Genomic DNA, 24,917 nt, shown 5'->3' on the forward strand with positions numbered 1-24,917 from the left:
ATGACGGGACAGGATTTATCCAGACAGTTTCAAGTTTATCTCACTGTTGAACTCCGTATGTCTCCCAATACGGTTGAAGCATACCTCCGAGAGGTGCTGAAACTGGAGGAATTTCTGACCCGTACCGGAAGAAGCTGGCAGGATCTTGATGCGCCGCTTCTTGAAAATTACCTGATGGCTTTCCGTCAGGAGGATCAGGACCTGAGCCCGAGGACTCTTTCAAGAATACTCAGCAGCTTACGTTCTATGATGGAATTCCTGATCCTCAGCGGATACCGCTCCGACAACCCTCTACAGGGTATCGATATGCCCCGAATCAGTCAGTCTCTGCCCGAGGTAATGACTCTTGAGGAAGTTGAATCTTTTCTGGAAGCCATTCCTCTTGATACACTCCTCGGTCAGAGAGACCGGACCCTTTTTGAACTGATTTACAGCTGCGGTCTGAGAGTCTCAGAGGCTGTGGATCTTGAAATGAATCATCTGTACCCTGAAGAGGGGATGGTTCAGGTTTTCGGCAAGGGACAGAAGGAACGATGGGTTCCCCTGGGGCCTGTTGCTGAACACTGGCTCAGTATCTATCTTCATGATATCCGCCCCCGGCTTGTCCGCCCCGCATATATGACCAACTCTGTATTTCTGAATAACAGGGGAAAGGGGCTGTCCAGAAAGGGTATGTGGAAAAATTTTAAAACCATAGCCGAACATGCAGGTGTAAGTGGTAAAATTCATACTCTGAGACACTCTTTTGCTACCCATCTTCTTCAGGGTGGAGCCGATCTCCGTTCTGTACAGGAAATGCTGGGACATTCGGATATCAGTACAACTCAGATCTATACACACCTCAACCGTGATGACCTGCAGCATGCTCATGAATCTTTTCATCCCAGGGGGAAGGCATGATAAAGCAGATTAAAAGAACCGTTCCGGCAATTATGACAGTTATTGTTCTTTTTTCACTCTCTTCCTGTAAACCCATGAGAAATGATGATCTGGCCGAAAGGGTATATGAGATTGAGCAGACAGGAACAGTCGAAGATCCTGAAAAGATCAAGGAAATACGCAAGGATATAAACCGCTGGGAAGATGAGCTGAATGATGCCATCACTGCCGGGAAAAATACAGCCCGTTATTACAGAACTCTGGGGCTGAAGTTTATGGATTATGATATGTACGGTCCAGCAAGAGACAGCTTCTCCAGGGGACTTGAAATTACATCCTCCGATGCCCGGATGTATTATTACCGGGCCGTAGCCGTTTCAAAACTGGCTGTTTCCCGTGATACTGCAGAGCAGACAGTCAGCGAACTTAAACAGGCTGAAGAGGACTACAAGAGAGCCATATCCCTTGAACCCCGTTATATGCCTCCTAATTACAGTCTTGCCATTCTCTATATTTACGAATTAGAGCGTCCTTTTGAAGCAGAACCCTATCTGGAGCAGTATCTCAAGATAGAACGCAGCGACGGCCGGGCATTACTTCTGTACGGTCAGCTTCTGGAGCAGATGGGAATGAGTGAAAAAGCTATGGATCAGTACAATTTACTGCTCTCCATAAGCGGATTCAATGCAGAAAAAGAACAGGCCCGTCTGTACCTGGAACGTGTCAGGGAGGATGCATTTTGATTGATCGTAATATTCTTTTTGCAGTAAACAGGCTAGCCTCACTCAGCCTGATAGAAAAAATCAGACTGCTTAATTCCTTCAATACGGGGGAGAACTTCAAAGATCTGTCCCGCTTTGAACTGGAATGGATTCTTAATAGAAAACTCCGAATACGGAAATTCAATATCCGGGAACTCCTGGAACAGGGGATCTCTGATCTGAAGCGCACGGAATCTCTCGGCATCAGCTGGTGCTGGTACGGTTCTCCTTCCTATCCTTCAATACTGAAGAATATTTATGATCCTCCTTTCCTCCTTTTCTGGAGAGGCACACTTCCACCCGAAGCTGTTGGTGCTCTGGCGGTTGTAGGTACAAGAAAACCTGCACTGGAAGCAGACAGATCTGCCTTTGCTCTTGGCCTGGATGCAGCGCGGGGAGATATTCCCCTTATTTCAGGTTTGGCGGCGGGAATTGATGGCAGTGCACACAAGGGTGTTGTTGAAGGCGGCGGTAAGACCTGGGCAGTCCTGGGAACCGGATGTGATATAGCTTATCCAAGGCAGCACAGGAAACTTGCTGCAGAAATACTGAATAAAGGCGGAGGTCTTATCTCCGAATATATACCCGGCACAGGAGCAGCCCGCTATAATTTTCCAAAACGGAACAGGATTATCAGCGGTTTAAGCGACTCTGTTGTGATTGTACAGGCACCTGTACGATCGGGTGCGTTGTATACTGCGGATTTTGCACTTGATCAGGGCAGAGATGTCTATGTTCATGAAAGCGGACTCTATGGAAGAAAGAGCGGCGGCACTGCGTCTCTGGCAGATCAGGGGGCAACTGTAATCGGGGCCCTCAAAGATATCTATCCAAATCTGACAGAAGCCGGACATTCCATGAATGAGAGTTACGGTCTGGCTTCAGGCAGTACCGGGGATGCCGGTCGTCATGCTTCCACAATGATGAGTAAAGAATTAAAGGGCAGCTTGAGTTTTTACAAAGGGAGGGTTCAGTACTGATGACAGACAACGGGTTTCAGGAATATGAACAATACATAAAAAATCTGAAAGGTCTCTCAGAAAGTACTCTCCGTGCCTATGGTAATGATATAACAGCCTGGATTGAGTTTCTCAATCAGCAGGGGCTCACTGTACAGAACGCAGGACGGGATGATGCCAGACTCTATGTCAGTACTCTCTCCATGCGTCAGCTTGCAGCGTCCACCATAAATAGAAGCCTCTCTTCACTGAAAAGCTATTACAGCTTTCTGGAAAATAGAGAGGAAGTTAAGGGCAATCCCTTTACAGGAGTCCGGTCCATGAAAAAACCGGCTCATCTTCCTGTATATCTGACAAACAGAGAGGTCAGTATTATTCTGGAGCATGTGGAAGGTCAAGATTTTACAGCAACGAGAGACAGAGCCTTGTTCGAGCTGCTTTACTCAACGGGCTGCCGTGTGAGTGAACTCTGTCATCTGTCTGTTGACGCAGTTGCTTCAAACCGTATCCTCATTAGAGGAAAGGGCGGAAGGCAGCGTTATGTTTTTATTGGAGAAAAGGCCCGTATGGCTGTGGATGATTATCTTCCTTTCAGGGAAGAACGTCTGATACAGAAAGGGCTTACAGATATCCGTTCCCTGATACTGGACGAGCAGAGTAAGGGCCTTACAACCAGGGGTGTATATTATATTCTTCAGAAATATATGAGAAAATCAGGACTCAGCAGGAAGATCGGACCTCATGCATTCCGTCATGCCTTTGCTACAGAGATTCTCAATGAGGGAGCTGATATCAGGGTAGTACAGGAGATGCTGGGACATGCCAGTATCTCAACAACACAGGTTTATACCCATACAGGAATTGAGCGTATCCGTCAGGTATACAGAAACGCCCATCCCCACGGGAAAAGAACCATAGATGAGAAGAATATTCACAGGACCTTCAGGTCTTAAATGAAAAATATGGGAGTGATTTAATTCACTCCGTCAGGGCGGGAGTATATATGAAACTGAGAGGAACAACAATTTTAGCCGTCACCAAAGACGGACATATGGCCATGGCCGGTGACGGTCAGGTGACAATGGGTGAATCTGTTGTCATGAAGGGAAATGCCAAAAAAGTGCGCCGTTTGCTCGGCGGTCAGGTGGTTTGCGGTTTTGCAGGTTCCACAGCCGATGCGTTCACTCTGGAAGAGCGTTTTGAGGGCAAGCTCAGGGAGTTCGGGGGAGATATTACACGCTCAGCCGTAGAACTGGCTAAAGACTGGAGAACCGACAGGGCTCTGAGAAAACTGGAAGCCATGCTTCTGGTGATGGATAAGGAAAAAATACTTGTTCTTTCGGGAACAGGGGATGTTATAGAACCTGAGGGAGGCGCCATAGCCATCGGTTCCGGTGGAAGTTTTGCCCTTGCGGCAGCAAAGGCATATCTGGACGGATCAGATCTGGATGCCGCCGAAATCGCGAAGCGCTCCCTGGGAATCGCAGCGGATATCTGCGTATACACAAATCACAATATCATTGTGGAGGAAATCGTATGAGTGTCGGACTGGAAATGCAGACACCTAAAGAGATCGTCTCAGAACTGGATAGATATATAATCGGCCAGGATAAGGCAAAAAAAGCAGTGGCAATCGCCCTGAGAAACCGTTTAAGACGCTCCAGACTCCCCGATGATCTGAGAGATGAAATAGCGCCCAAGAATATCATCATGATAGGACCCACGGGTGTAGGTAAGACAGAAATAGCCAGAAGACTCTCAAAACTCTGTAAGGCTCCCTTTATCAAGGTTGAGGCAACAAAGTTTACGGAAGTCGGTTATGTGGGGCGTGATGTGGAGTCAATGGTAAGGGACCTTATGGCCTCTGCTGTCTCCATGGTCAAGACTGAACTGAAGGAAGGTGTTCAGGAAGAAGCCAGAATGGCAGCTGAAGAAGCTCTTCTGGATCTGCTTCTTCCCGGCTCCAAGGTACAGAATCCTGTTCCCGATAATCAGGGCAACCTGCCGGATATTATTCCTGAGCCTCCCGGAGCCCATACCAGAGAGGTTCTGAGACGCAAGCTTAGAGACGGCGAACTTGAAGACAAAATGGTAGAGGTTAAAATCTCAGGCGGGGGTGGACCCTCAATTGAGATCTTCTCGGGCTCCAACTTTGAATCCATGGATATGAAAATGGGAGCATTGGGAAATATCTTCGGTGGAATGAACAAAAAGAGCCGAAAAGTCAAGGTTTCACAGGCCAGAGAGATTCTCCTGGGGGAACAGACAGATAAGCTGATTGACAGTGACAATGCCATGGATATGGCCCGTGACAGGGTTCAGAACATGGGCATGATTTTTATTGATGAGATTGACAAGATTGCAAACAGCAATGCCAAAGCCGGTGGACAGGATGTTTCCAGAGAGGGTGTTCAGAGAGATATTCTCCCCATCGTTGAAGGCTGTACCGTGAATACCAAGTACGGCATGATCGATACATCACACATCCTCTTTATTGCCGCAGGCGCCTTCAATCTGTCCAAGCCTTCTGATCTTATCCCTGAACTTCAGGGACGTTTCCCCATTCGAGTGGAACTGGAAGATCTGAATGCCGATGCTTTTGAAATGATCCTGACTCAGCCCAAGACAGCTTTGATCAAACAATATAAAGAACTGCTGGGGACAGAAGAAGTCACTTTGACCTTTACAGATGATGCAATCAGAAGACTGGCAGAGCTGGCTGAAGAGGTTAATAACCGCACCGAGAATATTGGAGCCAGACGGCTCTATACCATAATGGAGCTCCTCCTTGAGGACGTTTCATTCAATGCTCCCGATTTAAAGGGACAGACCATAGATATTACACCGGCCTATGTGGATGACCGGCTTGGTGATGTTATACAGGATAGGGATTTAAGCCGTTATATCCTTTAGGAATAAACGGTACAAAAGCCTAAGTGAAGGCGGGGGTTCTGCCGAAATTATTAAGGTAGAAGTTTTCAAGATAAGGAAGAAAGGTATGTTTACAGGAAGCAGTTTTGGAAAAACAGTAGATGTTCTGCAGCGGACAATGGATACGAGTCTCTTGAGAAGGGAAGTTATATCCAATAATATAGCTAATGCGGAAACACCTGATTTTAAAAGAAGCGATGTCTCTTTTGAGACAGAACTGAAAAACGCACTGGCCTCAGAACAGAAGCGCACCCTCCCCGCCAAGGTAACAGATTCAAGGCATATGAGCTTTAATGAATCCACAGATTACCGCAGCGTCAGACCCAGACGGGTCCTGGATTACCTGACAACCAGCAAGAATAACGGAAACAATGTAGACATTGAGCAGGAAATGATGAGTGCCACAGAGAATCAGATGATGTATGAACTGCTGTCTACATCAGTGGGATTTCAATTCAGCCAGATCAACATCGTAACCAGATAACCGGGTTCGAGGGAGAATAAGTAATGGGATTATTCAGTTCAATCAATACCGCAGCATCCGGCCTTTCAGCCGAACGCATGAGACTCGATGTTATCTCTGATAATATTGCCAATGCCAATACCACTCGCACCGCCGAAGGTGGACCCTATAGAAAAAGCCGTGTGGTTTTTCGCCCTATAGTAGATCAGCCTTACTGGCGGAGCCCTTTTCTTCCGGACAAGCTTGACAACGGAATCGGCCAGGGTGTCCGTGTCTCTAAAATTGAGAAGGATATGGATAGTGAACTGAGACTTGTTTATGATCCGACTCATCCCGATGCCATTAAAACCGGTCCTCAGAAGGGATATGTTGAGTATCCAAATGTTAATATTGTGAATGAAATGGTGGATATGATTTCCGCCACCAGAGCATATGAAGCCAATGTAGCGATAATGGATGGAAGCAAATCAATGTTTCAGAAAGCGCTGCAGATCGGAAGATAGTCTGCCTTAGCAGAGTTTAAGTAGGAGCAATATATGAGTCTGTTGAACATAATGAATGAATCGGCTGTTTCAGGAAACTTTGTGGGAATGAAAACTACAAACAATCTTCATATGAAGGCCGTTAAAAACAGTGATCCCAAAGAGATTCCTGCAGAATCTGCTTTTGCCGATCTTGTTAAGCAGGGACTTACAGCTACCAATCAGGATCAGCTGGACAGCCAGGAGATCTTTGTGAAAATGATCACAGATCCCAATTCAGTGGAAGTTCATGATGTGAGCATTGCCATGGCAAAAGCCAACATGTCCCTACAGATGACCAAGAGTATAGTTGATGGAGCCGTTCAGGCATATAAAGATATTATCAATATGAGGTAAATAAGCTTGGAAGGGTTTCGGCCTTAAAACCGGAATCCTCAGGTTTCACCGTGGGAGGGGGAAATGCTGGAATGGATTAAAAAACTTTTATCACAGATCGGAACGATCTGGGGAAAGTGGAGTATTGTCCAGAAATTGATATTCGCAGGGATCTTAACCGGCGCCGTTGTGGGTATCGTATTACTTTTTACTGTCTCGTCATCACCCAGCATGGTACCCTTGCTGGGAGTCCCGATTACAGATCAGTCACAGAATGAAAGAATCATCCTTAAACTGGATGAGGAAGGCGTAAATTATAAACTCGACGCAGATGGAAAGATCTTTGTTTCCGACGACAAGGTTGCCAGACGTATGCGTTCTCTTCTTATCAGAGAAGATCTTATACCCACAGGTACAGACCCCTGGGCTATTTTTGATGTAGAACGCTGGACTCTTACGGATTTTGAAAGGGATGTAAATTTAAGAAGAGCCATTACAGCTAATCTGGAGCAGCATATCAAGGCTCTGGGTGATATTGATAATGCTCAGGTCTCTCTGGTAATCCCCGAGAGGACCCTGTTTTCAAGTGATCAGAATCCTACTACTGTCTCAGCCGTAATCACACCCCGTCCGGGAAGTGATATAAGCGAGAACCGTGTAAAAGTAGAAGGTATTGTAAAACTGATACAGTTTGCTGTGGAAGGACTGGAAGCGGACAATATCACAATTCTGGACTACAGCGGTAAGATTCTCAATGATTTTGAGAATATGGGTAAACTGGATGACCTGATGCTCACCTCCCGGATGCTGAAACAGAAGCGTTCACTGGAAGTTCAGTATACAAATACTATTCTTGCCTCTCTGCAGAATGTATTTACCGCAAAGCGTGTCAATATTGTAAATATTGATATAGATCTTGAGTTTATCAACAAGACTATCGCCACGGAAGAACACTTCCCCATTACCGTCCGTGAAGATAATCCTGAAACTCCCTACAGTGAGCTGGAGACAGTCAATTCCATTACCCTGAGCAAGAACAGCTCTTCCGAACTGTTTGAAGGAACAGGATTTAATCCCGAGGGTCCTCCCGGACAGGAAGGTCAGACTGCTCCCGCCTATAAAGATCTGAATAATCTTGTGGGCAGCTATGAGAGTAACAGTGAAACCCAGAATGAGGTTGTAAACACACGTAATATTCAGGAACAGAAGAGTCCGTTCAATATTGCCAGAATGTCTGTTGCGGTTGCCGTGGACGGAATCTGGAACTGGGATTATGATGATAAAGGTAAGCCCGTTATAGAGAGGGGCAGCATCAAGCGTATTTATACGGCTGTTTCGGATGAAGATCTTTCAAAGGCTCTGACTCTGGTTCAGCACGCTGTAGGTTTCAGCACTGCAAGAGGTGATACTGTCACAGTACAGCACATCCCCTTTGACAGATCTTCTGAATTCAAATCTGAAGATGACGAATACAGACGTCAACAGCAGATTCAGCAGACCGTGCTGTTCTCCATAATTGCATTGGTCATTCTGATTGCCGCCTTCTTCATATTCAGAATGATCTCCAAAGAATTGGAAAGACGCCGCCGCCTCAGAGAAGAGGAGCTGGCAAGACAGCATCAGGCTATGAGAGAACAGACCCTCAGACAGGCCGAGGAAGAAGGTATCGATGTAGAAATGTCTGTTCAGGAACGGGCACGTATGGAGATGCAGGAAAATGCCAAGAATATGGCCAGAGAGCATCCTGAAGACGTTGCCAACCTGATCAGGACATGGCTGGCGGAGGAGTAGAATGGCCAATAACCAGCAGGGTAATAATCCCTCACATAAGGAAGAACTTTCAGGAAAGCAGAAGGCAGCAATCTTTCTGGTAACCCTGGGAGCTGATATCTCCTCAGAAGTATTCAAGCATCTCAGGGAAGATGAAATAGAGATTTTGACTTTTGAAATTGCACGGCTTGAAAATATAGATTCCGAAAAGAGAGATCTGGTCCTTCAGGAGTTCCAGGAACTCATGATGGCTTCGGATTTCATATCTTCCGGTGGTATCGATTATGCTCGTGAACTTCTTGAAAAATCACTGGGTAGTCAGAAAGCGGTTGATATTATCAACCGCCTTACCAGTTCTCTTAAAACAAGGCCCTTCGACTTTGTCAGACGAACTGACCCCGCACATCTGCTTAACTTCATTCAGCAGGAGCATCCTCAGACCATCGCTCTTATCCTGGCCTACCTGGAACCTTTGAAGGCTTCACAGATTCTGAGTCAGCTACCCCAGGAAAAGCAGTCTGATGTTGCTAAAAGAATTGCAACCATGGACCGTACTTCTCCTGAAATCCTCAGAGAGGTGGAAAGGGTTCTTGAAAAGAAATTATCCTCACTTTCATCAGAAGACTATACATCGGCCGGTGGTGTGGGAAGCATTGTTGATATACTCAACCTTGTAGACCGTACAACTGAAAAGACCATTATTGAATCTCTTGAAGAAGAAGATCCGGAACTGGCAGAAGAAATCAAGAAGAGAATGTTCGTATTTGAAGATATCATCATGCTGGATGACCGTGCTGTACAGCGGGTTATGCGTGAAGTTGATACTGCCGAACTGGCCAAGGCCCTCAAGGCTGTAGATGCAGAAGTTCAGGACAAAATTTATAGAAATATGTCCAAGCGTGCTGCGGCACTTCTGAAAGAAGATATGGATTTTATGGGACCCACACGTCGCAAGGATGTGGAAGAGGCTCAGCAGAAAATCGTATCTGTTATCAGGAAACTGGAAGATCAGGGTGAAGTTGTTATCGCAAGAAGCGGTGAAGAAGACGTTCTCGTATAGCAATTTAATCCCGGGCCCATCGGCCTAAGCGAATAAAGTGCCAAAGCTCTATACGGGCTTTGGTAGTTGGAGAAAGATTATGGCTAAGAATCTGTTCAGACCCATGGAAATCGTGAACCTCACGGCACAGAAGGTGCAGATTTCTGCCCCTGTTTTTGAGGTTGAGGAAGATCTGGATGATCTGCAGGATCTCGATGAATATACCGGCCCTACTGCGGACGACCTGAGGCGGGAGGCGGAAGCCTTCAAGTTAAGCTGGGAAGATGAAAAGCAGGGCTTGATCACAAGGGCCCAGGAAGACGCCGATAGAATCAGAAAAGAGGCGGAAGAGACTGCTTTTGAAGAGGTCCGTCGTAAGACTGATCAGGCATCCCGTGAAAAAATCGAAGCCGAGAATGAGGCTGCCAGAATTCTTGAACAGGCAAAATCCGATGTCGATAAGATGATCAGTGAAGCCCGGCATCAGGTCTCCCAGATTGAAGAGGAGGCCCGTAAGAAGGGTGAGGAAGCCGGTCGTGAGGAAGGTTTTCAGGAAGGGCACAAAGAGGCCGAACGTCTGATTGAGAGACTCCACGTTATTATTGATAAGGCAATCGAAAAGCGGGAAGATATGATCAATGAAGCCGAAACCCAGATGATTGATCTGGTGCTTCTTATCTCCCGCAAGGTAATAAAGGTTATTTCTGAAAACCAGAAAAACGTTGTGGTTAACAATATTGTACAGGCACTTCGAAAGTTGAAAAGCCGGGGTGATGTGGCTGTTCGTGTGAATCTTGCAGATCTGGATCTGGCCACAGATCATACGCGTGACTTTATGAAGATGGTTGAAAATGTAAAATCAATCACAATTCTGGAAGATACCTCCGTCGATCCCGGCGGTTGTATAATTGAGACAGATTTTGGGCAGATTGATGCTCGTATCACAAGTCAGCTTAAAGAAATTGAAGAAAAAATCATGGAACTTGTACCAATCAAGGTTAAGGGTGAGCAGTAAAAGCCGCCTGATTTCATGATCAGCATGCCGCTGGGGAGGGGAACATGCTTGAACGTTATATACATACTGTTGAAGAAATAGACACGGTCAAATATCAGGGCCGTGTTATCCGGGTAAAGGGAAATCTCATTGAATCCAGCGGACCCCAGGCGGTGATCGGTGAAGTCTGCCGTATCATTATTCCACGTCTGGGGAAGGAGCACCTTGCAGAGGTCGTTGCCCTTAAGGATCAGCGGGTTCAGCTTATGCCCTACGATGATATTCAGGGAATTGAGGCGGGCTGCCCCGTAATTGCTACGGGAGAACAGCTGAGCATTCAGGTTTCAGATGATTTACTTGGAAGAGTCCTGGACGGTCTTGGTCATCCTGTAGACGGTCTGGGAGGTATAAAGGGATCATCCCGACGAACAGTTTTTCAGACTCCTCCCTCTCCTCTGACCCGAAAAGCAATTGATAATCAGATAATCACCGGTGTCCGTTCGATCGACAGCATGATCCCCCTGGGAGAAGGCCAGAGGATCGGAATCTTTGCGGGTTCGGGCGTGGGCAAATCTACACTTCTGGGTATGATTGCACGTAATACATCCGCGGATATCAATGTTATCGCCCTTATTGGAGAGCGCGGCCGCGAAGTCAGAGAATTTCTTGAAAATGATCTGGGTCCTGAAGGCCTGAAAAGATCGGTTCTGGTTGTCTCTACGGGAGATACTTCTGCACTCAGCCGTGTAAGAGGGGCCTTTACGGCTACAACCATTGCAGAATATTTCCGGGATCAGGGCAAGAATGTGATGCTCCTCTTCGATTCCGTAACCCGTCTGGCCATGAGCCAGCGAGAAATCGGCCTTTCGGTGGGGGAACCTCCGGCAACCAGAGGATATACACCATCAGTATTCACACTGCTGCCTAAACTCCTTGAACGGAGCGGAACTGCAGAAAAGGGTACCATCACCGGTGTTTATACCATTCTGGTAGAGGGAGATGATATGGAAGAGCCCATTACCGATGCGGTGAGGGGTATTCTTGACGGCCATATTGTTCTTTCCAGAAAACTTGCGGAAAAATATCACTATCCGGCCATAGATGTTCTGGCTTCAGTTTCGAGGCTTGAAACTAAAATAATGCCCCTCAGAATGAGACAGAATGCAGGATATATCAGAAAACTTCTGGCTCTGTATACAGAGAAGGAAGATTTGATCTCTGTTGGTGCTTATGCAAGGGGGTCTAATCCTCTGGTCGATGAGGCTATAGAGAAAATTGATGAAATCAATGGATTCCTGCAGCAGAAAATTGAAGAAAATGCTGAGCTTAAAACCACATTGAAGGATGCGGGAATGCTTTGTGGAGATGTACTGACAGATGAAGATCTGGAGATTCTGGACCGAAAAGCAAAACTGGGAACAGATAAGAAATTGAGAGATGAGGACCTGAGAGATGAAACGATTTCAATTCACGCTTGAGTCTATCCTGGAACTCCGCCTTGAAGAGGAACAGGAAGCTGAGATGATTCTCGGCAGGGCCATGGGGGAATGGAATCATCTGAATGAAGAAAGAATGCAGCGGCTAGCAATCAGGGAGAAGAATAAAGTCTCTCCCATGGCGGGCGGTCAGGATCTTCTTCAGAATGGACTGTATATGGCCCGGATTAATCAGGAAATTCATCATTTTCAGAAAGATATGGATTCCCGGGAAGAGCATCTTGAAGAGCTCAGGGAAAAATACAGAGCCGCCCGCGCCCGTAGGGAAGGTCTTGATAAACTGAAAGAGAAACGGAAAGCAGAACACAATGAAATCAGGAAGAGGGTGGAAGCCCACAGTCTGGATGATTTGTTGAATAATATGAAAACGGTTCATTAATAGGAGAGTCCTGTGGCTGGTATAAATGGCGGCGCCGGAGTGGCAAAAATCTTTTTTCTCATCGTACTGATCCTTGTTCTAATCGTCGGAGGAATGCTATGGGTCGACTTTCTTGGACTCGTTGATGCCAGGGAGACACTTTCCCCCATATTGAAGCTTGTACGCCTGGATGTACCCGAAGCGGTGGAACAGCCGGATGATATGTATCTTCTGGACAGGGAAAGACTGGCCAAGCAACAGGAAGCTCTTGATATCAGAGAAGCTGCCCTTACTGCCCGTGAAGAAGGGATTGTTTTAAGAGAAGCCGAGCTCGAAGAATTGGGCGGTCAACTTGAAGAATCAAAGAAATCTATTGAGGAAAAAGAGAAATCTCTTAATGAAGCCTTAAAAACTTACGACAATAAGAGAGCAAACCTGGAACAAAATGCAAAGTACCTGGAGGGAATGCCTCCGGAAAATGCAGTTTCTATTATGGTAGAAATGCAGGATACCGAGCTGGTTGAGCTTCTGAGAACATCAGAGCGACTGGCTGTGGAGTCCGGTAAAGCGTCCCTGGTTGCCTACTGGTTGTCATTAATGCCTGCGGACAGAGCTGCAGAGCTGCAAAGCAAGATGGCGTTGAAACCGGTAGATTAAATTATCTGGAGGTGCCATGGTTCAGTTATCTTCCCCACCGGTCGAAATGTTTCCGGTACAGAAGGGGCCATCACCTGAAAAAAACAATGCTCTAAAAACTGAGGATAATGGTTTCAGGACTGCTTACAGGGAGCAGAAAGAGATTTATGAGTCCAGAGATGCGGAAAAAAAATCCCCAACAGCTGAAACTGTTTCTCATAAGAAACAGAAAGTTCTACAGGGTGATACTGAAAAGGCTGAGAAGAGTGACGGAGAAGCATCTTCATCTTCTGCCGCATCCGAATCCAAGTCTGCTGAAAAGGCGACCCAGTCTAAGGAAAAGAATTCCGGACTCAAACTTGTAAAATCAGATACTGATAAAAAATCACTGAAACTTGCCGGCCCCGGTACTGATGAGACAGGTAAAGAGACAAAGACTGTGTCTCTGAATCATGAAGCATTGTCATTGATCGCCGGAGCAGAGCCTGGTGACGAGTCCGCAGTTGAAGTAAAAGATACAAAAGCTGAGGCTTCTGCTCTTACTGAGACTGCTGAAAAACTGATAGCTGCTGAAAAACTGATAGCTGAAGATAGTGGCGAACAGAAAGCTTTGAGTGATTCTGCTTCTCAGGCAGCTAAAACAGCATCGATTCTTGTACAGCAGAATATTCCCGCCAAAGAAGACGGTAAAGAAAACGACAAACATGGTAAAAGCCGTATTCAGCAGAAAAGCGATAAAAAATCATCTGAATTGAAAATCACAGTGGATGACAGAAGAACAGTAAAAGAGGGAACACCCATCTTAAAGAAAGTTGAGAGTGGAAGTTCTTCAAATAAGCTGACTCTGGAACTGGTACCTTCAGATGATGTTACATCCGCTATGCCTCAGGGTGAGCAGGCAGATACAGGAAAAACCTTCTCCCTTATGTCTGCGGAAGAGCAGAAAGGTGCGGCCCTGCTGGATCGTCAGCTTCAGGATAAGGGTACCCAGGAACTTTCTAAAAATATCCGTTTTGTACTCAAAGACAATAAAGAGGGAGAAATCAAGCTGATTCTTAAGCCTGAAGCCCTTGGAAAAGTACGTATTAACCTGAATCTGAGTGAAAACAATATAGTCGGGAAAATAATTGTCGAAAATAATAGTGTACGCCAGGCATTTTTGAATAATCTGGCCGATCTGACAAAGGCATTGGAAGACAGCGGTTTCAGCAGCGCTTCCCTTGATGTTTCTGTCGGCGGTGGTCAGACCCAGGGCGGTTCACAGTACAGAGAAGAGGCTCCCGTATTTTTTACGGGCAATGCTCTGGACGATATGGACGGGCAGATTCCCGTAGTTTATGAAGACGGTGTAAACCTGAGCCAGATAAATCTGGTTGTGTAGGATCATATAGAGGAGAACGTTGGAATGGAATTCAGCACAGCAATGAATGCATCGGATAACGCAAAAGTTACCATGCAGGTAGATAGCTTTAACAAAGCACTCAACGGCAGCAAAGCCGTTAAACAGAATCTTGATAAGGATGACTTTATGAAGATTCTGATTACCCAGCTCTCTCATCAGGATCCTACAAAGCCTATGGAAGATAAAGAATTCATCGCTCAGATGGCACAGTTTTCAAGTCTTGAGCAGATGACAAATATGAATCAGCAGTTTACCAACGTGGCAGAACGTCTAAATAGTTCACAGGCATTCAATGTGCTTGGACAGGACGTTGAACTGATGTCCGGCGGTCAGGCTGTTAAGGGTACAGTCGAAGCCGTAACAGGCGGCGAATACCCTCAGCTGCTTATTGATGGTAACTACTATGATTTCGATACATTACAGACAGTATTTAACAGCAAAGGAGAATCCCAGTTATGATGCGCTCACTCTATTCCGGTGTATCCGGACTTCAGAATCATCAGACAAGAATGGATGTCATCGGTAACAATGTATCCAATGTAAACACAATCGGATTTAAAAAAGGTCGAGTGATTTTTCAGGATATGATTTCCCAGGGAATGCGGGGCGCCGCCCGTCCCAGCGAAGAGCTTGGTGGTGTAAACCCCATGCAGGTAGGTCTCGGTATGACCGTAGCCACTATTGATACCATTCACACTCAGGGATCTCTTCAGTCCACAGGTAATACTACAGACCTGGCTATCCAGGGGAATGGATTTTTTATCCTGAGTCAGGGAGACAAGGAATTCTACTCAAGAGCCGGAGCCTTCGGTCTGGATGAAGGTGGAATGCTTGTTAATCCTGCAAACGGTATGCGTGTACAGGGCTGGGAAGCCGAAACTGTAGATGGTGAGACATTTATCAATTCAGCCAGTGATACAAAAAGTCTTTTTATTCCTATAGGGAGTAAAGATCCCGCCAGTGCTACAAGTGAGGTTGAGCTGGCCTGTAATCTGGATAAAAGAACACCTGAAGTACTTGAAGGCGCAGGCCCCGGTGATGTCAGGCAGGGAAGCTGGACAATTGATAAAGATATTTATGATAACTTTGGAAATGTTCATAAGATGACCGTCAATTTCACCAAGGTGAACGGTACTGCCAACCAGTGGAATGTCAATGTTGCCGTTGATGAGGATGCCGAACTGCCCTCCAACACAACACTGGATATCGGTGCTGAAAATAATACAGACAACAATTTCATCATGGAATTTGATAATCTTGGTGCCCTGACAGCAGCTTTTGACGGACAGGGTGACAGAGTGGAAGCAGGTGCTCTTCTTATTCCTGTCTCTTTTGATGTACAGGATACCACCCCCGATGGAGATGGAGCTCTTTTAAGACAGACACTTAACCTTAATCTTGGTGAAGTGGGAAGTTATACCAATACTGTAACTCAGTTTGCTGAAACTTCCTCCACAAAAGCCTTTCGTCAGAATGGATATTCCATGGGATATCTGGAGACATTCCAGATTGACTCCCGCGGTGTTATTACCGGTGTCTATTCCAACGGCACAAACAGGTCTCTGGGGCAGGTTGCCCTGGCATCCTTTGTTAATCCCGGAGGTCTGGAAAAGAATGGTGAAAGCACTTTTATGGAAACCATCAACTCCGGTGAAGCCAATGTAGGTCCATCCGGAATAGCCGGAAAGGGTAAGTTTGTTTCAGGTGCACTGGAAATGTCAAATGTGGATCTGGCTGAACAGTTTACTGATATGATTATTACTCAGAGAGGGTTTCAGGCCAACAGTAAGACAATTACAACCAGTGACACCATGCTGCAGGAACTTCTGCAGCTGAAAAGATAAGGTTAATCTGATCAATGATTAAAATAACTGTGATGGGGAAACTGGGCAAGGTTTTGTTTCTGAATCCCCATCAGATTGAATACATTGAGACAGAGGCAAATACAACCTTGGTAATGCTGTCAGGAAAGCGTCTGATGATCCAGGAAGATTATGATACTATCTTCCAGAGAATAGTGGATTACAGACGCCTGATCGGCGGATTCAAGAACGAGGAGTAGACAATTCTATGGATATAGCAACAATAGGTGGTTTAGCCGGGGGATTCCTGCTGATTGTCGGATCGATAATAGCATCAGGTAATGCTATTAATCTATTTATAAATCTCCCTTCTGTAATTATCGTTATATTCGGTTCCTTTGCGGCCATGATTGTCGCCAGTCCCCTGCAGAGAGCTCTGGGATTTACAAAATTCCTGAATGTCGCCATGAATGTACAGGTTTATAACAAGGAAGCCATTATTACACAGCTTGTCTCCTTTGCAGATAATGCCCGTAAAGAGGGACTGTTATCTCTGGATGATGCTCTGAATGATGTGGAAGATGATTTTTTAAGAGGTGGTTTGAGACTTGTTGTTGATGGTACCGATCCTGATGTGATAAAAAAAATTCTTTATGGAAATGTCTCCATGATAGATTCCCGTCATCAGGACGGGATCGATTTCTTTGGAAACTGGGCTAAAATCGCTCCAGCTTTCGGAATGATCGGTACTCTGCTGGGTCTGATCGGTATGATGGCCAACCTGGAAGATACGGCGTCTATCGGTCCTAACATGGCAGTAGCCCTTGTAACCACTCTTTACGGATCTATATTTGCCAACCTTGTGCTTATGCCTATACAAGTCAAATTGGACGACAGAAATAAAGAAGAGCTTATGGTTAAAGAAATTATGATTCAGGGAATCCTGTCTATTCAGTCGGGAGATAACCCTCGAATACTGGAAGACAAACTATACACCTATCTGCCGCCTGCTGAGCGTCCTCAGAAGAGCAGCGGAGGAGAATAGGATGAAACTCAATGGCTGACGAAGATGAAAAAAAATGTCCAAAGTGTGAAGAAGGTGCAGCCGAGTGGCTGACCACTTACGGAGACATGGTAACTCTGCTTCTATGTTTTTTTGTAATCCTGATGAATCCGGAAACCATTGAGGGAGCCCGTATGGAGCTTATCATGGTTTCCTTTAATGGTTTGGGCCCCCTGCAGGGTGGTAATACTCTGGATGTAGGTGAACTTGCAGAACTTGGAAATAACATAATGGCCATGCCTTCCACCAAGAGGGCGCGGGGACTGGATAAAGCCAGACAGACGGCTGTATCCATGTTTAAACCCGAGGTAAAGAGCAAGCAGGTACGTATAACAGAGGATGAACGGGGGCTGGTGATTACTCTGGCCTCTGATGCTTTTTTCAAACCTGCCAGTGCTGATGTGGATATTGAAAATACAAGGGATATTCTTCAGAAACTTTCCGGGCTTCTCTCATCAGAGGCACTGGAGGACAGGAAGTTCAGGATTGAGGGACATACGGATGCAAGTCCTACTGATCCTGAGGGACCCTGGCCCAGTAATTGGGAACTTTCAGCCGCAAGGTCTGCCAATGTTCTGCACTATCTTGTAGACCTTGGTGTTGATGAGGCTCAGTTCCAGATTGCAGGTATGAGTGATACGGTTCCTCTGGTGGCTGATGACAGTCCGGAGGGGCGTGCGTATAACAGAAGAGTGGATGTTATTGTGCTTGCAGAGGCACATGAGTAATAGTAGGATCAGAAATGAGGAAGTGTTTGCATAAAACACCTTTTTCTGATAAAATTTATCTGTTAAATAGGATGCAGGTGATAAGATGGCTGATGAAGACATAGAATTAGGAAATGCACTGGAAGCAGCGTCACCCGATGAAATGGGTGAGCCGAAGAAAAAGCGTTTTATCTCCGATAAGATTGCCAGAGTACTTGTGTACGTGGCATCGGGTATTATAGCTATCCTCTTGACCATAACTATTTCAGTAGTCACCTTCCGGGTACTGGATAAGGGTTCTGTCAATAGAAGTTTTGCAGAGGTTTCACAGGCTTACGAAACCATTCCCGAACCCTATACCTATTACACCCTGATCCCTCAGATCAGAGGAGTCACCCGGGACCAGTCTCCCCATTCGGTAATTGTTAAAGTGGATATCGGATATAAAGAGGGAGATTCTCAGGTTCAAACGGAACTTGTAGCCAGAACAGCACAGTTAACAGACATAATAAGAAATTACTTCAGTCAGAAAACAGCCGCTGAACTGGCTCCGGAAAGAGAGCATATCATAAAAACTGAATTGAAAGATCTGGTGAACAGAGTTCTCAGCCAGGGTAAGGTTCAGGATATTATTTTTCCGGAACTCCAAGTTTATGAATTCTGATATTGGAAAGGGGACAGCATGACAGAAGTTCTGTCGCAGGATGAAATAGATCAGCTCTTAACCGCTATCTCCACGGGTGATACAGAACCCGAAGAGGCACAGCAGGTCACCGAGCGTAAAAACATCAGAATCTGGGACTTCAGACGTCCGGATAAATTCTCCAAGGAACAGATTCGTACGGTCTCATTTATGCATGAGACCTTTGCACGTTTAACAACCACATCACTTTCCGCACAGCTGCGGAGTCTTGTAAATGTACATGTTGCTTCGGTAGATCAGCTCACATATGAAGAGTTTATACGCTCAATTCCCTCTCCTACAGCTCTTGCGGTTATCAATATGGACCCCTTGAAGGGATCAGCCATACTTGAGATTGACCCGGCTGTAACATTTTCTATTATCGACCGTCTTTTCGGTGGTACAGGTGAGGGCAGCAAGATAAACAGGGAGCTCTCTGAGATTGAGCGTTCTGTAATGGAATCAATTATTGTAAGAATCCTTGGTAATATGAGAGAAGCCTGGAGTCAGGTTATCGACCTGAGACCACGGCTGGGGCAGATTGAGACAAATCCTCAGTTTGCACAGATCGTACCTCCTACAGAAATGGTCGTTCTTGTAACACTGGAAACAAAGGTTGAGGATGTGGAAGGGATGATGAACTTCTGTATTCCTTATCTGACAATCGAGCCGATTATCTCAAAACTGTCGGCCCAGTATTACTACTCATCCATCAGGAGAGGTACAACTACTGAAAATTTGAATATACTGAGGGAGCGTCTGGCAGGTATCAACGTTCCCATGATGGCGGAAGTCGGTGGTATTCAGCTTTCCATGCGGGATATCCTCTCTATCAAGACCGGTGATATTATCAGATTATCAGATACAACTCTGAATGATCCCATGATTCTTAAAATCGGTAACCGTCCTAAATTTGACTGCCGTCCCGGAGTCGTGGGCAACAAGATTGCTGTTCAGGTAACCCGGAAAATTGAAGATATAGATCAGACGGACTTTGAAGAACTGGCCGTTGAAGGAGACGAAGAATGAGTGATGGTTCCCTCTCTCAAGATGAAATTGATGCTCTGTTAATGGGTAATGACTCTCTGGGCGGTATGGATGATATGGGATCAGGTGCTTCTGCGGGTGGACTCGGTTCTTCTGAATTAGAAGCTCTTAACGGCCTTTTTTCCAAGGTTGTCGGAAATCTGAGTTCCACTATGAGTGGTTTAATGTCTACGGGAGTAACTATAAAACCTCCTGTAATTGAAAGCCTCTCCCGGGACGGCGTTCTTGCTCAACTCAGCAATGAAATTGTTGAAGTCAAGATGGATTTTAACCAGGGACTTTCCGGAGGGCATGTCTTTGTTTTCAGCCCCGAAAATGCTGTGAAAATTGCCGGTCCTATGATTGGACAGGAAGATGTTGAACTTGACGGTACGGCCATAAGTGCTGTAGGTGAAGCTGTTTCTCAGATAACAGGCTCTGAAGTCACTGTCATCGGTGATACCGTAAAAAGCAATATAATGACCATCAGTCCAGAAAGCCAGAAGATAGCCAAGGGACTTCTTTCCACAGGTGGAGATACACTGGTCAAAATCACTTATCCTGTTGAGATTGAAGGACAGGGCAGTCTGGAAATGGTAGAAATCCTGGAACTGAGTGTCGCAGCCGATCTGGCAGCCAAACTCGGTGCCTCACCAGAAACTTCTGGCGCCGTTGACCCAATGGCTGCCATGGGAATGGGTGGAAACGCCGGAATGGGATCTCCCATGGGTGGTGGCATGCCCGATATGAATCAGCAGCAGCAGATGATGGGGAATCAAATGGGCGGCATGGGTATGCCCCAGCAGCAGATGATGGGAAATCAAATGGGTGGAATGGGGATGCCCCAGCAGCAGATGGGTATGCCCCAGCAGCAGATGGGTATGGGCCAGCAGCAGATGGGTATGGGCCAGCAGATGAACCCTTACATGATGCAGCAGAACGCAGCACCCAATGTTCAGGGTGTCCAGTTCCCTGAATTCGGCGGAAATATATCACCTTCTGAACAGCGTAATATCGGACTCCTTATGGATGTTTCCATGGAGCTGACTGTAGAGCTTGGACGCACAAAATGGCAGATCAAGGATATTCTTGGTATCGGAGAAGGTACTATTATCGAGCTGGATAAGCTAGCGGGTGAACCTGTTGATATCCTTGTAAATAATAACCTGATCGCCAAGGGCGAGGTTGTTGTAATCGATGAAAACTTCGGTGTACGTGTAACTGATATTGTGTCCAATCTGGACAAGATGGGAGAACAGTAGAACAGAAGGATTATGAAAGTGCTGAGGCGATCCGACTATCGGCCCGGTGTGGATAATTCTATTATACATATAATTAAGTGAAACTTGGGAGGGGGACACTGAAACATTTATTATTGATACTCATCATAATGGGAACTCCATTGCTGATCACGGCACAGGAGTCTTCTCAAAATACTGAATTCCCGCAGATCAATGAAGCAGAGCTTCCCCTTTTTCCTGCAGATACCAATACCCCGGATACCGATGTACCGGCAGTGGACGGAAATATTCCGCCTACAGTTGGTCTCGGCGATCTTCTCAGGGTAATTATTGTACTCATTGCCGTCATCGGCTTAATCTATCTTCTGGTCTATTTTCTCAAGAAGATGAGTCCCATGGTAGAAAAGGATGAAGAGCGGATTTCTCTGATTGCCACACGTCATTTGAAACGTGACTCCTCACTGCACCTTATTGAGGTTGGTAATCAGATCTTTCTCATAGGTTCAGGCAGCTCATCTGTAAATATTATTTCTGAAATTACAGATCAGGAGACTCTGGACAGGTTTAAACTTGAACAGTCTGAAACGCCTGTTGCAGCTCCGGGAAGTTTCAGGTCTCTGTTTCGAAAGGGATTGTCACTGGGCAGCGGTAAAAAAGTTACTGACCAGTCACCCGATTTCTTAAGGTCCCAGCGGGACCGATTAAAAAATCTGAGGGACAGAGAATGAAAAAGATTGCCCTTCTGATTATGCTTTTTCTACTTGTTGCTCCTGTGTTTGCTCAGGAGATACCTGTACCTGATCCCGGTGAGACCGACGGTATCCTGGATCTTCCCTTTGTAAATCTTACTGTCAGGGATGCACAGAGTAATGAGGAAGTAGCTTTATCCATACAGCTTCTCCTTTTACTGACAACCCTCTCACTGGCACCGTCAATTGCAATTCTGATGACCTCTTTTCTCAGACTTTCCATCGTTCTGGACTTTATAAAAAGAGCACTTTCTCTACAGCAGGTTCCTCCTGCAAGTGTACTTATGGGAATTGCTCTGTTTTTGACCTTATTCATAATGTGGCCGACATTCGACCAGATATATCAGGAGTCTTTTAAACCTTTTTCACAGGGCGAGATCGGTATCGAAGAGATGATTGATAAAGCCGAAGGACCCATACGCTATTTCATGTACAGGCAGCTTAAGGATGATCCAAAGAATATCGAACTTTTTATGTCTCTGCGGGGGCTGGATCGTCCGGAAACATTTGCCGATGTTCCCACCTATGTTGTGATTCCTGCATTTATTCTCAATGAGCTCACCATCGCTTTCAAAATCGGAATTCTGCTTTATGTACCCTTTATTATTATCGACATGGTAGTGGCTTCTGTGCTTATGTCCATGGGTATGATCATGCTTCCACCTGTTATGATTTCAATGCCCTTCAAACTGGTCCTTTTTGTACTCGTTGACGGATGGAGCCTGTTGACACAGCAGATGGTACTGAGTTTTATGTAACGGTCTTAGGGCCTGGAGGAAAATATGTCTATTGGATTTGTTGTTGCACTTTTAAGAAACTCTGTTGTTCAGACTCTGATTCTGGCTTCGCCGGTACTGCTGGTGGCCATGACTATCGGTTTGATTATCTCAATTTTTCAGGCAACCACTTCAATACAGGATCAGTCATTAACCTTTGTACCCAAAATCCTGGCTATTTTTACAACCCTCGGATTACTGGGTGCCTGGATGGCTAATTCTCTGATTAATTATACTATTTCAATTTTTGAATTGATCCCATCCATGGCGGGTTAAGGGAGAGCTGATTGTTACTGAATGAGCTGATTCCGAATCTACAGCTTTATTTTCTCATCTTTGCACGAATCTTTGCTCTGTTTACGATAACACCTATACTCTCATCATCGGGTATACCGGGAATGGCAAGAACCGGTCTGGCAATTTTTACGGCTGTAGCTGTATACCCAATGGTAGGTACTCTTGGGTATGTCATTCCTGATACAGGAATTGTATTTGGGTTTCTGCTGATATTGGAAGTGCTTACCGGTCTTCTTATCGGGCTTTTTCTTCAGCTTATATTTGTTGTATTCCAGCTTTCAGGGCAGATGTTTTCAGTGCAGATGGGTTTTGGTGCCTCAGCAACATTTGACCCCATGTCCCAGGTTCAGATTCCACTTATCGGTCAGTTTTTCAACCTTATAGGTATGTTTGTTTTCATCATTTCCGGAAGCCTGCAGAAGGTCTTTCTTATAGGTGTTTACGGCTCATTTAAAGCCATGAGGGGAGATTATCTGCTTACTAATCCCGGTTTTCTCTCTGATGGACTGATTCAGGCTCTGGGACAGCTCTTTGAGCAGTCTCTCATACTGGCTTTTCCCATGATGGGAACACTCCTGATGGTATCTGTAACCATGGGTCTCCTGGCCAAAGCATCACCCCAGATGAATCTTATGATGGTAGGTTTTCCTATTCAGATTGCGGTCGGGTTTTTAATTATCATGATGTCTGCTCCATTTCTTGCAGAAAAGATGGTTATGGTTATTGAAACCGGTTTTTCACAGATCGAAGAGCTCCTCAGACTGTATCATTTTGAGGGGGCCGCCCTATGATGATGAATCAGAGAGTACAGCCTGGAACTGAAGGAATTCACAAGGACAATCAAGGTTCTGTAAATAAGAGTTTTGAGAATCATTTTTACTCATTTCCATCTCTTCATGAAGAAAGTGATTTTGCCATGCATCTGCAGTGGTTTGCCGCAGAAGATGAAGGGCGAACCGAAGAGCCTACCGAACAGAAAATCAGAAAATCACGTGAAGATGGTAAGGTTGCCAAATCTGCGGATCTTGTTGCAGCACTGATTCTGCTCTTCTCTCTGCTCCTTATTGCAATTATGAGCCCCTACATGGTTAAAACTCTCAAATCGATGCTGCAGTTTTTTCTTGTTCAGTCCACAGAAGCTGATATTACAAGCGACGGCATGATACCAAAGGCCTTTATCTCTTATTATCTGAAACTCACACTGCCGGTGATGGGAATTGCCTTTTTTGCGGCTCTCCTGGGAAATCTTTTTCAGGTAGGCTTCCTGTTTACAACCAAGCCTATTCAGCCTGATTTCTCAAAGATATCCCCTAATGTAATAAAATGGGCTCAGAGAGTCATGTTCTCATCAGAAGGGCTGTTTAATATGGCCAAATCTCTATTTAAAATTGCTGTTATCGTTACTCTGGCTTATTTTAATATCAGTAGAAAGGTTCCTGAAATAACCAATCTGGTATACGGTACCGTCGGAGATGCGGCCTCGGTTGTCGGAGGACTGGCTTTCAGGCTTATGATAGAGACCGCTCTTCTCCTTCTTGTATTTTCTCTGCCGGATTATTTTTTCCAGCGTAAACAGCATCTGGAATCATTGAAAATGACCAAGCATGAGATCAAGGAAGAGATGAAACAGTCTGACGGAGATCCTCTGATCAAGAGCAGGCTGAGGCAGAAGATGCGTGAGCTGCTGACAAATCAGATGATGCAGAGTGTTCCCGATGCGGATATGGTCGTAACAAACCCTACCCACTTTGCTGTAGCACTTGAATATAAGCAGGACAGCATGACTGCCCCCAGGGTCTGCGCCAAGGGTATGGATGAAGTTGCTCAGAGGATTAAGGCTCTGGCACGGGACAATGATGTTCCGATTGTTGAGAATAAACCCCTTGCAAGAGCATTACATGCTAATGTTGAGATCGGGGATGAAATACCGGAAGAATACTATAGTGTTGTATCGGGTCTTCTTGTTAAGATTTACGAAATGACCGGGAAATCAGTCAGTTAGGCCCTTAGGCCTTGAGCATATAAAGTA

At 45.6% G+C, this 24,917-nt stretch carries 29 protein-coding genes; all 29 read left to right on the forward strand.

Features of this window, described 5'->3' with window-relative positions:
- The 29 genes from DV872_RS10885 (at nucleotide 1) to flhB (ending at nucleotide 24,890) form a co-directional block, all read left to right on the forward strand.
- Nucleotides 1-900, forward strand: coding sequence for a site-specific tyrosine recombinase (locus tag DV872_RS10885; RefSeq protein WP_114629961.1), 900 nt, complete (start codon nucleotides 1-3; stop codon nucleotides 898-900).
- Nucleotides 897-1,622 (forward strand): tetratricopeptide repeat protein, encoded by a 726-nt coding sequence (locus tag DV872_RS10890; RefSeq protein ID WP_114629962.1) that lies wholly within the window; start codon nucleotides 897-899, stop codon nucleotides 1,620-1,622. Before DV872_RS10885 ends, DV872_RS10890 begins: the two co-directional genes overlap by 4 nt.
- Nucleotides 1,619-2,620, forward strand: coding sequence for a DNA-processing protein DprA (gene dprA / locus DV872_RS10895; protein WP_158546923.1), 1,002 nt, complete (start codon nucleotides 1,619-1,621; stop codon nucleotides 2,618-2,620). Before DV872_RS10890 ends, dprA begins: the two co-directional genes overlap by 4 nt.
- Nucleotides 2,620-3,552, forward strand: a complete 933-nt coding sequence (locus DV872_RS10900) for a tyrosine-type recombinase/integrase (RefSeq protein WP_114629964.1) — start codon at nucleotides 2,620-2,622, stop codon at nucleotides 3,550-3,552. Before dprA ends, DV872_RS10900 begins: the two co-directional genes overlap by 1 nt.
- 50 nt (nucleotides 3,553-3,602) lie before the next feature.
- On the forward strand, nucleotides 3,603-4,139 hold the full coding sequence (gene hslV / locus DV872_RS10905; RefSeq protein ID WP_114629965.1) for an ATP-dependent protease subunit HslV: 537 nt from the start codon (nucleotides 3,603-3,605) through the stop codon (nucleotides 4,137-4,139).
- Nucleotides 4,136-5,512, forward strand: coding sequence for an ATP-dependent protease ATPase subunit HslU (hslU, locus tag DV872_RS10910; RefSeq protein WP_114629966.1), 1,377 nt, complete (start codon nucleotides 4,136-4,138; stop codon nucleotides 5,510-5,512). The genes hslV and hslU overlap by 4 nt, the downstream gene beginning before the upstream one ends.
- Nucleotides 5,513-5,597: 85 nt before the next feature.
- A complete protein-coding gene (flgB, locus tag DV872_RS10915; RefSeq protein WP_114629967.1) occupies nucleotides 5,598-6,014 on the forward strand; it encodes a flagellar basal body rod protein FlgB in 417 nt (138 codons plus the stop codon).
- Nucleotides 6,015-6,037: 23 nt separating this feature from the next.
- Nucleotides 6,038-6,496, forward strand: a complete 459-nt coding sequence (gene flgC / locus DV872_RS10920) for a flagellar basal body rod protein FlgC (RefSeq protein WP_114629968.1) — start codon at nucleotides 6,038-6,040, stop codon at nucleotides 6,494-6,496.
- Between the two features lie 33 nt (nucleotides 6,497-6,529).
- A complete protein-coding gene (gene fliE, locus DV872_RS10925) occupies nucleotides 6,530-6,871 on the forward strand; it encodes a flagellar hook-basal body complex protein FliE (protein WP_114629969.1) in 342 nt (113 codons plus the stop codon).
- A 63-nt stretch (nucleotides 6,872-6,934) separates the two neighbouring features.
- Entirely contained in the window at nucleotides 6,935-8,641 is a 1,707-nt protein-coding gene (gene fliF / locus DV872_RS10930; RefSeq protein ID WP_114629970.1) for a flagellar basal-body MS-ring/collar protein FliF, read from the forward strand.
- Between the two features lies 1 nt (nucleotide 8,642).
- Nucleotides 8,643-9,680, forward strand: a complete 1,038-nt coding sequence (fliG, locus tag DV872_RS10935; RefSeq protein ID WP_114629971.1) for a flagellar motor switch protein FliG — start codon at nucleotides 8,643-8,645, stop codon at nucleotides 9,678-9,680.
- 79 nt (nucleotides 9,681-9,759) lie between these two features.
- Complete coding sequence (gene fliH / locus DV872_RS10940) at nucleotides 9,760-10,674, forward strand: flagellar assembly protein FliH (RefSeq protein ID WP_114629972.1); 915 nt, start codon at nucleotides 9,760-9,762, stop codon at nucleotides 10,672-10,674.
- 44 nt (nucleotides 10,675-10,718) lie between these two features.
- Nucleotides 10,719-12,131, forward strand: a complete 1,413-nt coding sequence (locus DV872_RS10945) for a FliI/YscN family ATPase (RefSeq protein ID WP_114629973.1) — start codon at nucleotides 10,719-10,721, stop codon at nucleotides 12,129-12,131.
- On the forward strand, nucleotides 12,106-12,528 hold the full coding sequence (fliJ, locus tag DV872_RS10950) for a flagellar export protein FliJ (RefSeq protein ID WP_114629974.1): 423 nt from the start codon (nucleotides 12,106-12,108) through the stop codon (nucleotides 12,526-12,528). The genes DV872_RS10945 and fliJ overlap by 26 nt, the downstream gene beginning before the upstream one ends.
- A gap of 12 nt (nucleotides 12,529-12,540) precedes the next feature.
- A complete protein-coding gene (locus DV872_RS10955; protein ID WP_233516421.1) occupies nucleotides 12,541-13,164 on the forward strand; it encodes a periplasmic-type flagellar collar protein FlbB in 624 nt (207 codons plus the stop codon).
- Nucleotides 13,165-13,180: 16 nt separating this feature from the next.
- Complete coding sequence (locus tag DV872_RS10960) at nucleotides 13,181-14,524, forward strand: flagellar hook-length control protein FliK (protein WP_114629975.1); 1,344 nt, start codon at nucleotides 13,181-13,183, stop codon at nucleotides 14,522-14,524.
- 24 nt (nucleotides 14,525-14,548) lie between these two features.
- The gene (gene flgD / locus DV872_RS10965) at nucleotides 14,549-15,004 is read left to right on the forward strand and encodes a flagellar hook assembly protein FlgD (RefSeq protein ID WP_114629976.1); all 456 of its coding nucleotides are present in this window, start codon (nucleotides 14,549-14,551) and stop codon (nucleotides 15,002-15,004) included.
- Nucleotides 15,001-16,389, forward strand: coding sequence for a flagellar hook protein FlgE (flgE, locus tag DV872_RS10970; protein WP_114629977.1), 1,389 nt, complete (start codon nucleotides 15,001-15,003; stop codon nucleotides 16,387-16,389). Before flgD ends, flgE begins: the two co-directional genes overlap by 4 nt.
- 14 nt (nucleotides 16,390-16,403) lie before the next feature.
- On the forward strand, nucleotides 16,404-16,607 hold the full coding sequence (locus tag DV872_RS10975; RefSeq protein WP_114629978.1) for a flagellar FlbD family protein: 204 nt from the start codon (nucleotides 16,404-16,406) through the stop codon (nucleotides 16,605-16,607).
- A gap of 8 nt (nucleotides 16,608-16,615) precedes the next feature.
- Nucleotides 16,616-17,392, forward strand: coding sequence for a motility protein A (locus DV872_RS10980; protein ID WP_114629979.1), 777 nt, complete (start codon nucleotides 16,616-16,618; stop codon nucleotides 17,390-17,392).
- 11 nt (nucleotides 17,393-17,403) lie between these two features.
- Complete coding sequence (gene motB, locus DV872_RS10985) at nucleotides 17,404-18,138, forward strand: flagellar motor protein MotB (protein ID WP_114629980.1); 735 nt, start codon at nucleotides 17,404-17,406, stop codon at nucleotides 18,136-18,138.
- Between the two features lie 85 nt (nucleotides 18,139-18,223).
- Nucleotides 18,224-18,781: a flagellar basal body-associated FliL family protein gene (locus DV872_RS10990; RefSeq protein ID WP_114629981.1), complete on the forward strand. Its 558-nt coding sequence runs from the start codon at nucleotides 18,224-18,226 to the stop codon at nucleotides 18,779-18,781.
- Nucleotides 18,782-18,799: 18 nt separating this feature from the next.
- Nucleotides 18,800-19,828, forward strand: a complete 1,029-nt coding sequence (gene fliM / locus DV872_RS10995) for a flagellar motor switch protein FliM (RefSeq protein WP_114629982.1) — start codon at nucleotides 18,800-18,802, stop codon at nucleotides 19,826-19,828.
- On the forward strand, nucleotides 19,825-21,087 hold the full coding sequence (fliN, locus tag DV872_RS11000) for a flagellar motor switch protein FliN (RefSeq protein WP_114629983.1): 1,263 nt from the start codon (nucleotides 19,825-19,827) through the stop codon (nucleotides 21,085-21,087). The genes fliM and fliN overlap by 4 nt, the downstream gene beginning before the upstream one ends.
- A 128-nt stretch (nucleotides 21,088-21,215) precedes the next feature.
- Complete coding sequence (locus DV872_RS11005; protein ID WP_114629984.1) at nucleotides 21,216-21,794, forward strand: flagellar biosynthetic protein FliO; 579 nt, start codon at nucleotides 21,216-21,218, stop codon at nucleotides 21,792-21,794.
- Nucleotides 21,791-22,573 carry a flagellar type III secretion system pore protein FliP gene (gene fliP / locus DV872_RS11010; RefSeq protein ID WP_114629985.1) on the forward strand — a complete coding sequence of 261 codons (783 nt, stop codon included), beginning with the start codon at nucleotides 21,791-21,793 and terminating at the stop codon, nucleotides 22,571-22,573. Before DV872_RS11005 ends, fliP begins: the two co-directional genes overlap by 4 nt.
- Before the next feature lie 24 nt (nucleotides 22,574-22,597).
- Nucleotides 22,598-22,867 (forward strand): flagellar biosynthesis protein FliQ, encoded by a 270-nt coding sequence (fliQ, locus tag DV872_RS11015; protein ID WP_114629986.1) that lies wholly within the window; start codon nucleotides 22,598-22,600, stop codon nucleotides 22,865-22,867.
- An 11-nt stretch (nucleotides 22,868-22,878) separates the two neighbouring features.
- Nucleotides 22,879-23,679 carry a flagellar biosynthetic protein FliR gene (fliR, locus tag DV872_RS11020; protein ID WP_114629987.1) on the forward strand — a complete coding sequence of 267 codons (801 nt, stop codon included), beginning with the start codon at nucleotides 22,879-22,881 and terminating at the stop codon, nucleotides 23,677-23,679.
- Between the two features lie 2 nt (nucleotides 23,680-23,681).
- A complete protein-coding gene (gene flhB, locus DV872_RS11025) occupies nucleotides 23,682-24,890 on the forward strand; it encodes a flagellar biosynthesis protein FlhB (RefSeq protein WP_114630078.1) in 1,209 nt (402 codons plus the stop codon).
- Nucleotides 24,891-24,917 lie beyond the last annotated feature (27 nt).

The organism is Oceanispirochaeta sp. M1, assembly GCF_003346715.1.
Lineage (GTDB): Bacteria > Spirochaetota > Spirochaetia > DSM-2461 > DSM-2461 > Oceanispirochaeta.

What these genes read in the sequence shown, in the direction of transcription:
- DV872_RS10885 (WP_114629961.1), top strand. Translation starts at nt 1, where the DNA reads ATGACGGGACAGGATTTATCCAGACAGTTTCAAGTTTATCTCACTGTT.
- DV872_RS10890 (WP_114629962.1), top strand. Translation starts at nt 897, where the DNA reads ATGATAAAGCAGATTAAAAGAACCGTTCCGGCAATTATGACAGTTATT.
- DV872_RS10900 (WP_114629964.1), top strand. Translation starts at nt 2,620, where the DNA reads ATGACAGACAACGGGTTTCAGGAATATGAACAATACATAAAAAATCTG.
- hslV (WP_114629965.1), top strand. Translation starts at nt 3,603, where the DNA reads ATGAAACTGAGAGGAACAACAATTTTAGCCGTCACCAAAGACGGACAT.
- hslU (WP_114629966.1), top strand. Translation starts at nt 4,136, where the DNA reads ATGAGTGTCGGACTGGAAATGCAGACACCTAAAGAGATCGTCTCAGAA.
- flgB (WP_114629967.1), top strand. Translation starts at nt 5,598, where the DNA reads ATGTTTACAGGAAGCAGTTTTGGAAAAACAGTAGATGTTCTGCAGCGG.
- flgC (WP_114629968.1), top strand. Translation starts at nt 6,038, where the DNA reads ATGGGATTATTCAGTTCAATCAATACCGCAGCATCCGGCCTTTCAGCC.
- fliE (WP_114629969.1), top strand. Translation starts at nt 6,530, where the DNA reads ATGAGTCTGTTGAACATAATGAATGAATCGGCTGTTTCAGGAAACTTT.
- fliF (WP_114629970.1), top strand. Translation starts at nt 6,935, where the DNA reads ATGCTGGAATGGATTAAAAAACTTTTATCACAGATCGGAACGATCTGG.
- fliG (WP_114629971.1), top strand. Translation starts at nt 8,643, where the DNA reads ATGGCCAATAACCAGCAGGGTAATAATCCCTCACATAAGGAAGAACTT.
- fliH (WP_114629972.1), top strand. Translation starts at nt 9,760, where the DNA reads ATGGCTAAGAATCTGTTCAGACCCATGGAAATCGTGAACCTCACGGCA.
- DV872_RS10945 (WP_114629973.1), top strand. Translation starts at nt 10,719, where the DNA reads ATGCTTGAACGTTATATACATACTGTTGAAGAAATAGACACGGTCAAA.
- fliJ (WP_114629974.1), top strand. Translation starts at nt 12,106, where the DNA reads ATGAAACGATTTCAATTCACGCTTGAGTCTATCCTGGAACTCCGCCTT.
- DV872_RS10960 (WP_114629975.1), top strand. Translation starts at nt 13,181, where the DNA reads ATGGTTCAGTTATCTTCCCCACCGGTCGAAATGTTTCCGGTACAGAAG.
- flgD (WP_114629976.1), top strand. Translation starts at nt 14,549, where the DNA reads ATGGAATTCAGCACAGCAATGAATGCATCGGATAACGCAAAAGTTACC.
- flgE (WP_114629977.1), top strand. Translation starts at nt 15,001, where the DNA reads ATGATGCGCTCACTCTATTCCGGTGTATCCGGACTTCAGAATCATCAG.
- DV872_RS10975 (WP_114629978.1), top strand. Translation starts at nt 16,404, where the DNA reads ATGATTAAAATAACTGTGATGGGGAAACTGGGCAAGGTTTTGTTTCTG.
- DV872_RS10980 (WP_114629979.1), top strand. Translation starts at nt 16,616, where the DNA reads ATGGATATAGCAACAATAGGTGGTTTAGCCGGGGGATTCCTGCTGATT.
- motB (WP_114629980.1), top strand. Translation starts at nt 17,404, where the DNA reads ATGGCTGACGAAGATGAAAAAAAATGTCCAAAGTGTGAAGAAGGTGCA.
- DV872_RS10990 (WP_114629981.1), top strand. Translation starts at nt 18,224, where the DNA reads ATGGCTGATGAAGACATAGAATTAGGAAATGCACTGGAAGCAGCGTCA.
- fliM (WP_114629982.1), top strand. Translation starts at nt 18,800, where the DNA reads ATGACAGAAGTTCTGTCGCAGGATGAAATAGATCAGCTCTTAACCGCT.
- fliN (WP_114629983.1), top strand. Translation starts at nt 19,825, where the DNA reads ATGAGTGATGGTTCCCTCTCTCAAGATGAAATTGATGCTCTGTTAATG.
- DV872_RS11005 (WP_114629984.1), top strand. Translation starts at nt 21,216, where the DNA reads ATGGGAACTCCATTGCTGATCACGGCACAGGAGTCTTCTCAAAATACT.
- fliP (WP_114629985.1), top strand. Translation starts at nt 21,791, where the DNA reads ATGAAAAAGATTGCCCTTCTGATTATGCTTTTTCTACTTGTTGCTCCT.
- fliQ (WP_114629986.1), top strand. Translation starts at nt 22,598, where the DNA reads ATGTCTATTGGATTTGTTGTTGCACTTTTAAGAAACTCTGTTGTTCAG.
- flhB (WP_114630078.1), top strand. Translation starts at nt 23,682, where the DNA reads ATGAATCAGAGAGTACAGCCTGGAACTGAAGGAATTCACAAGGACAAT.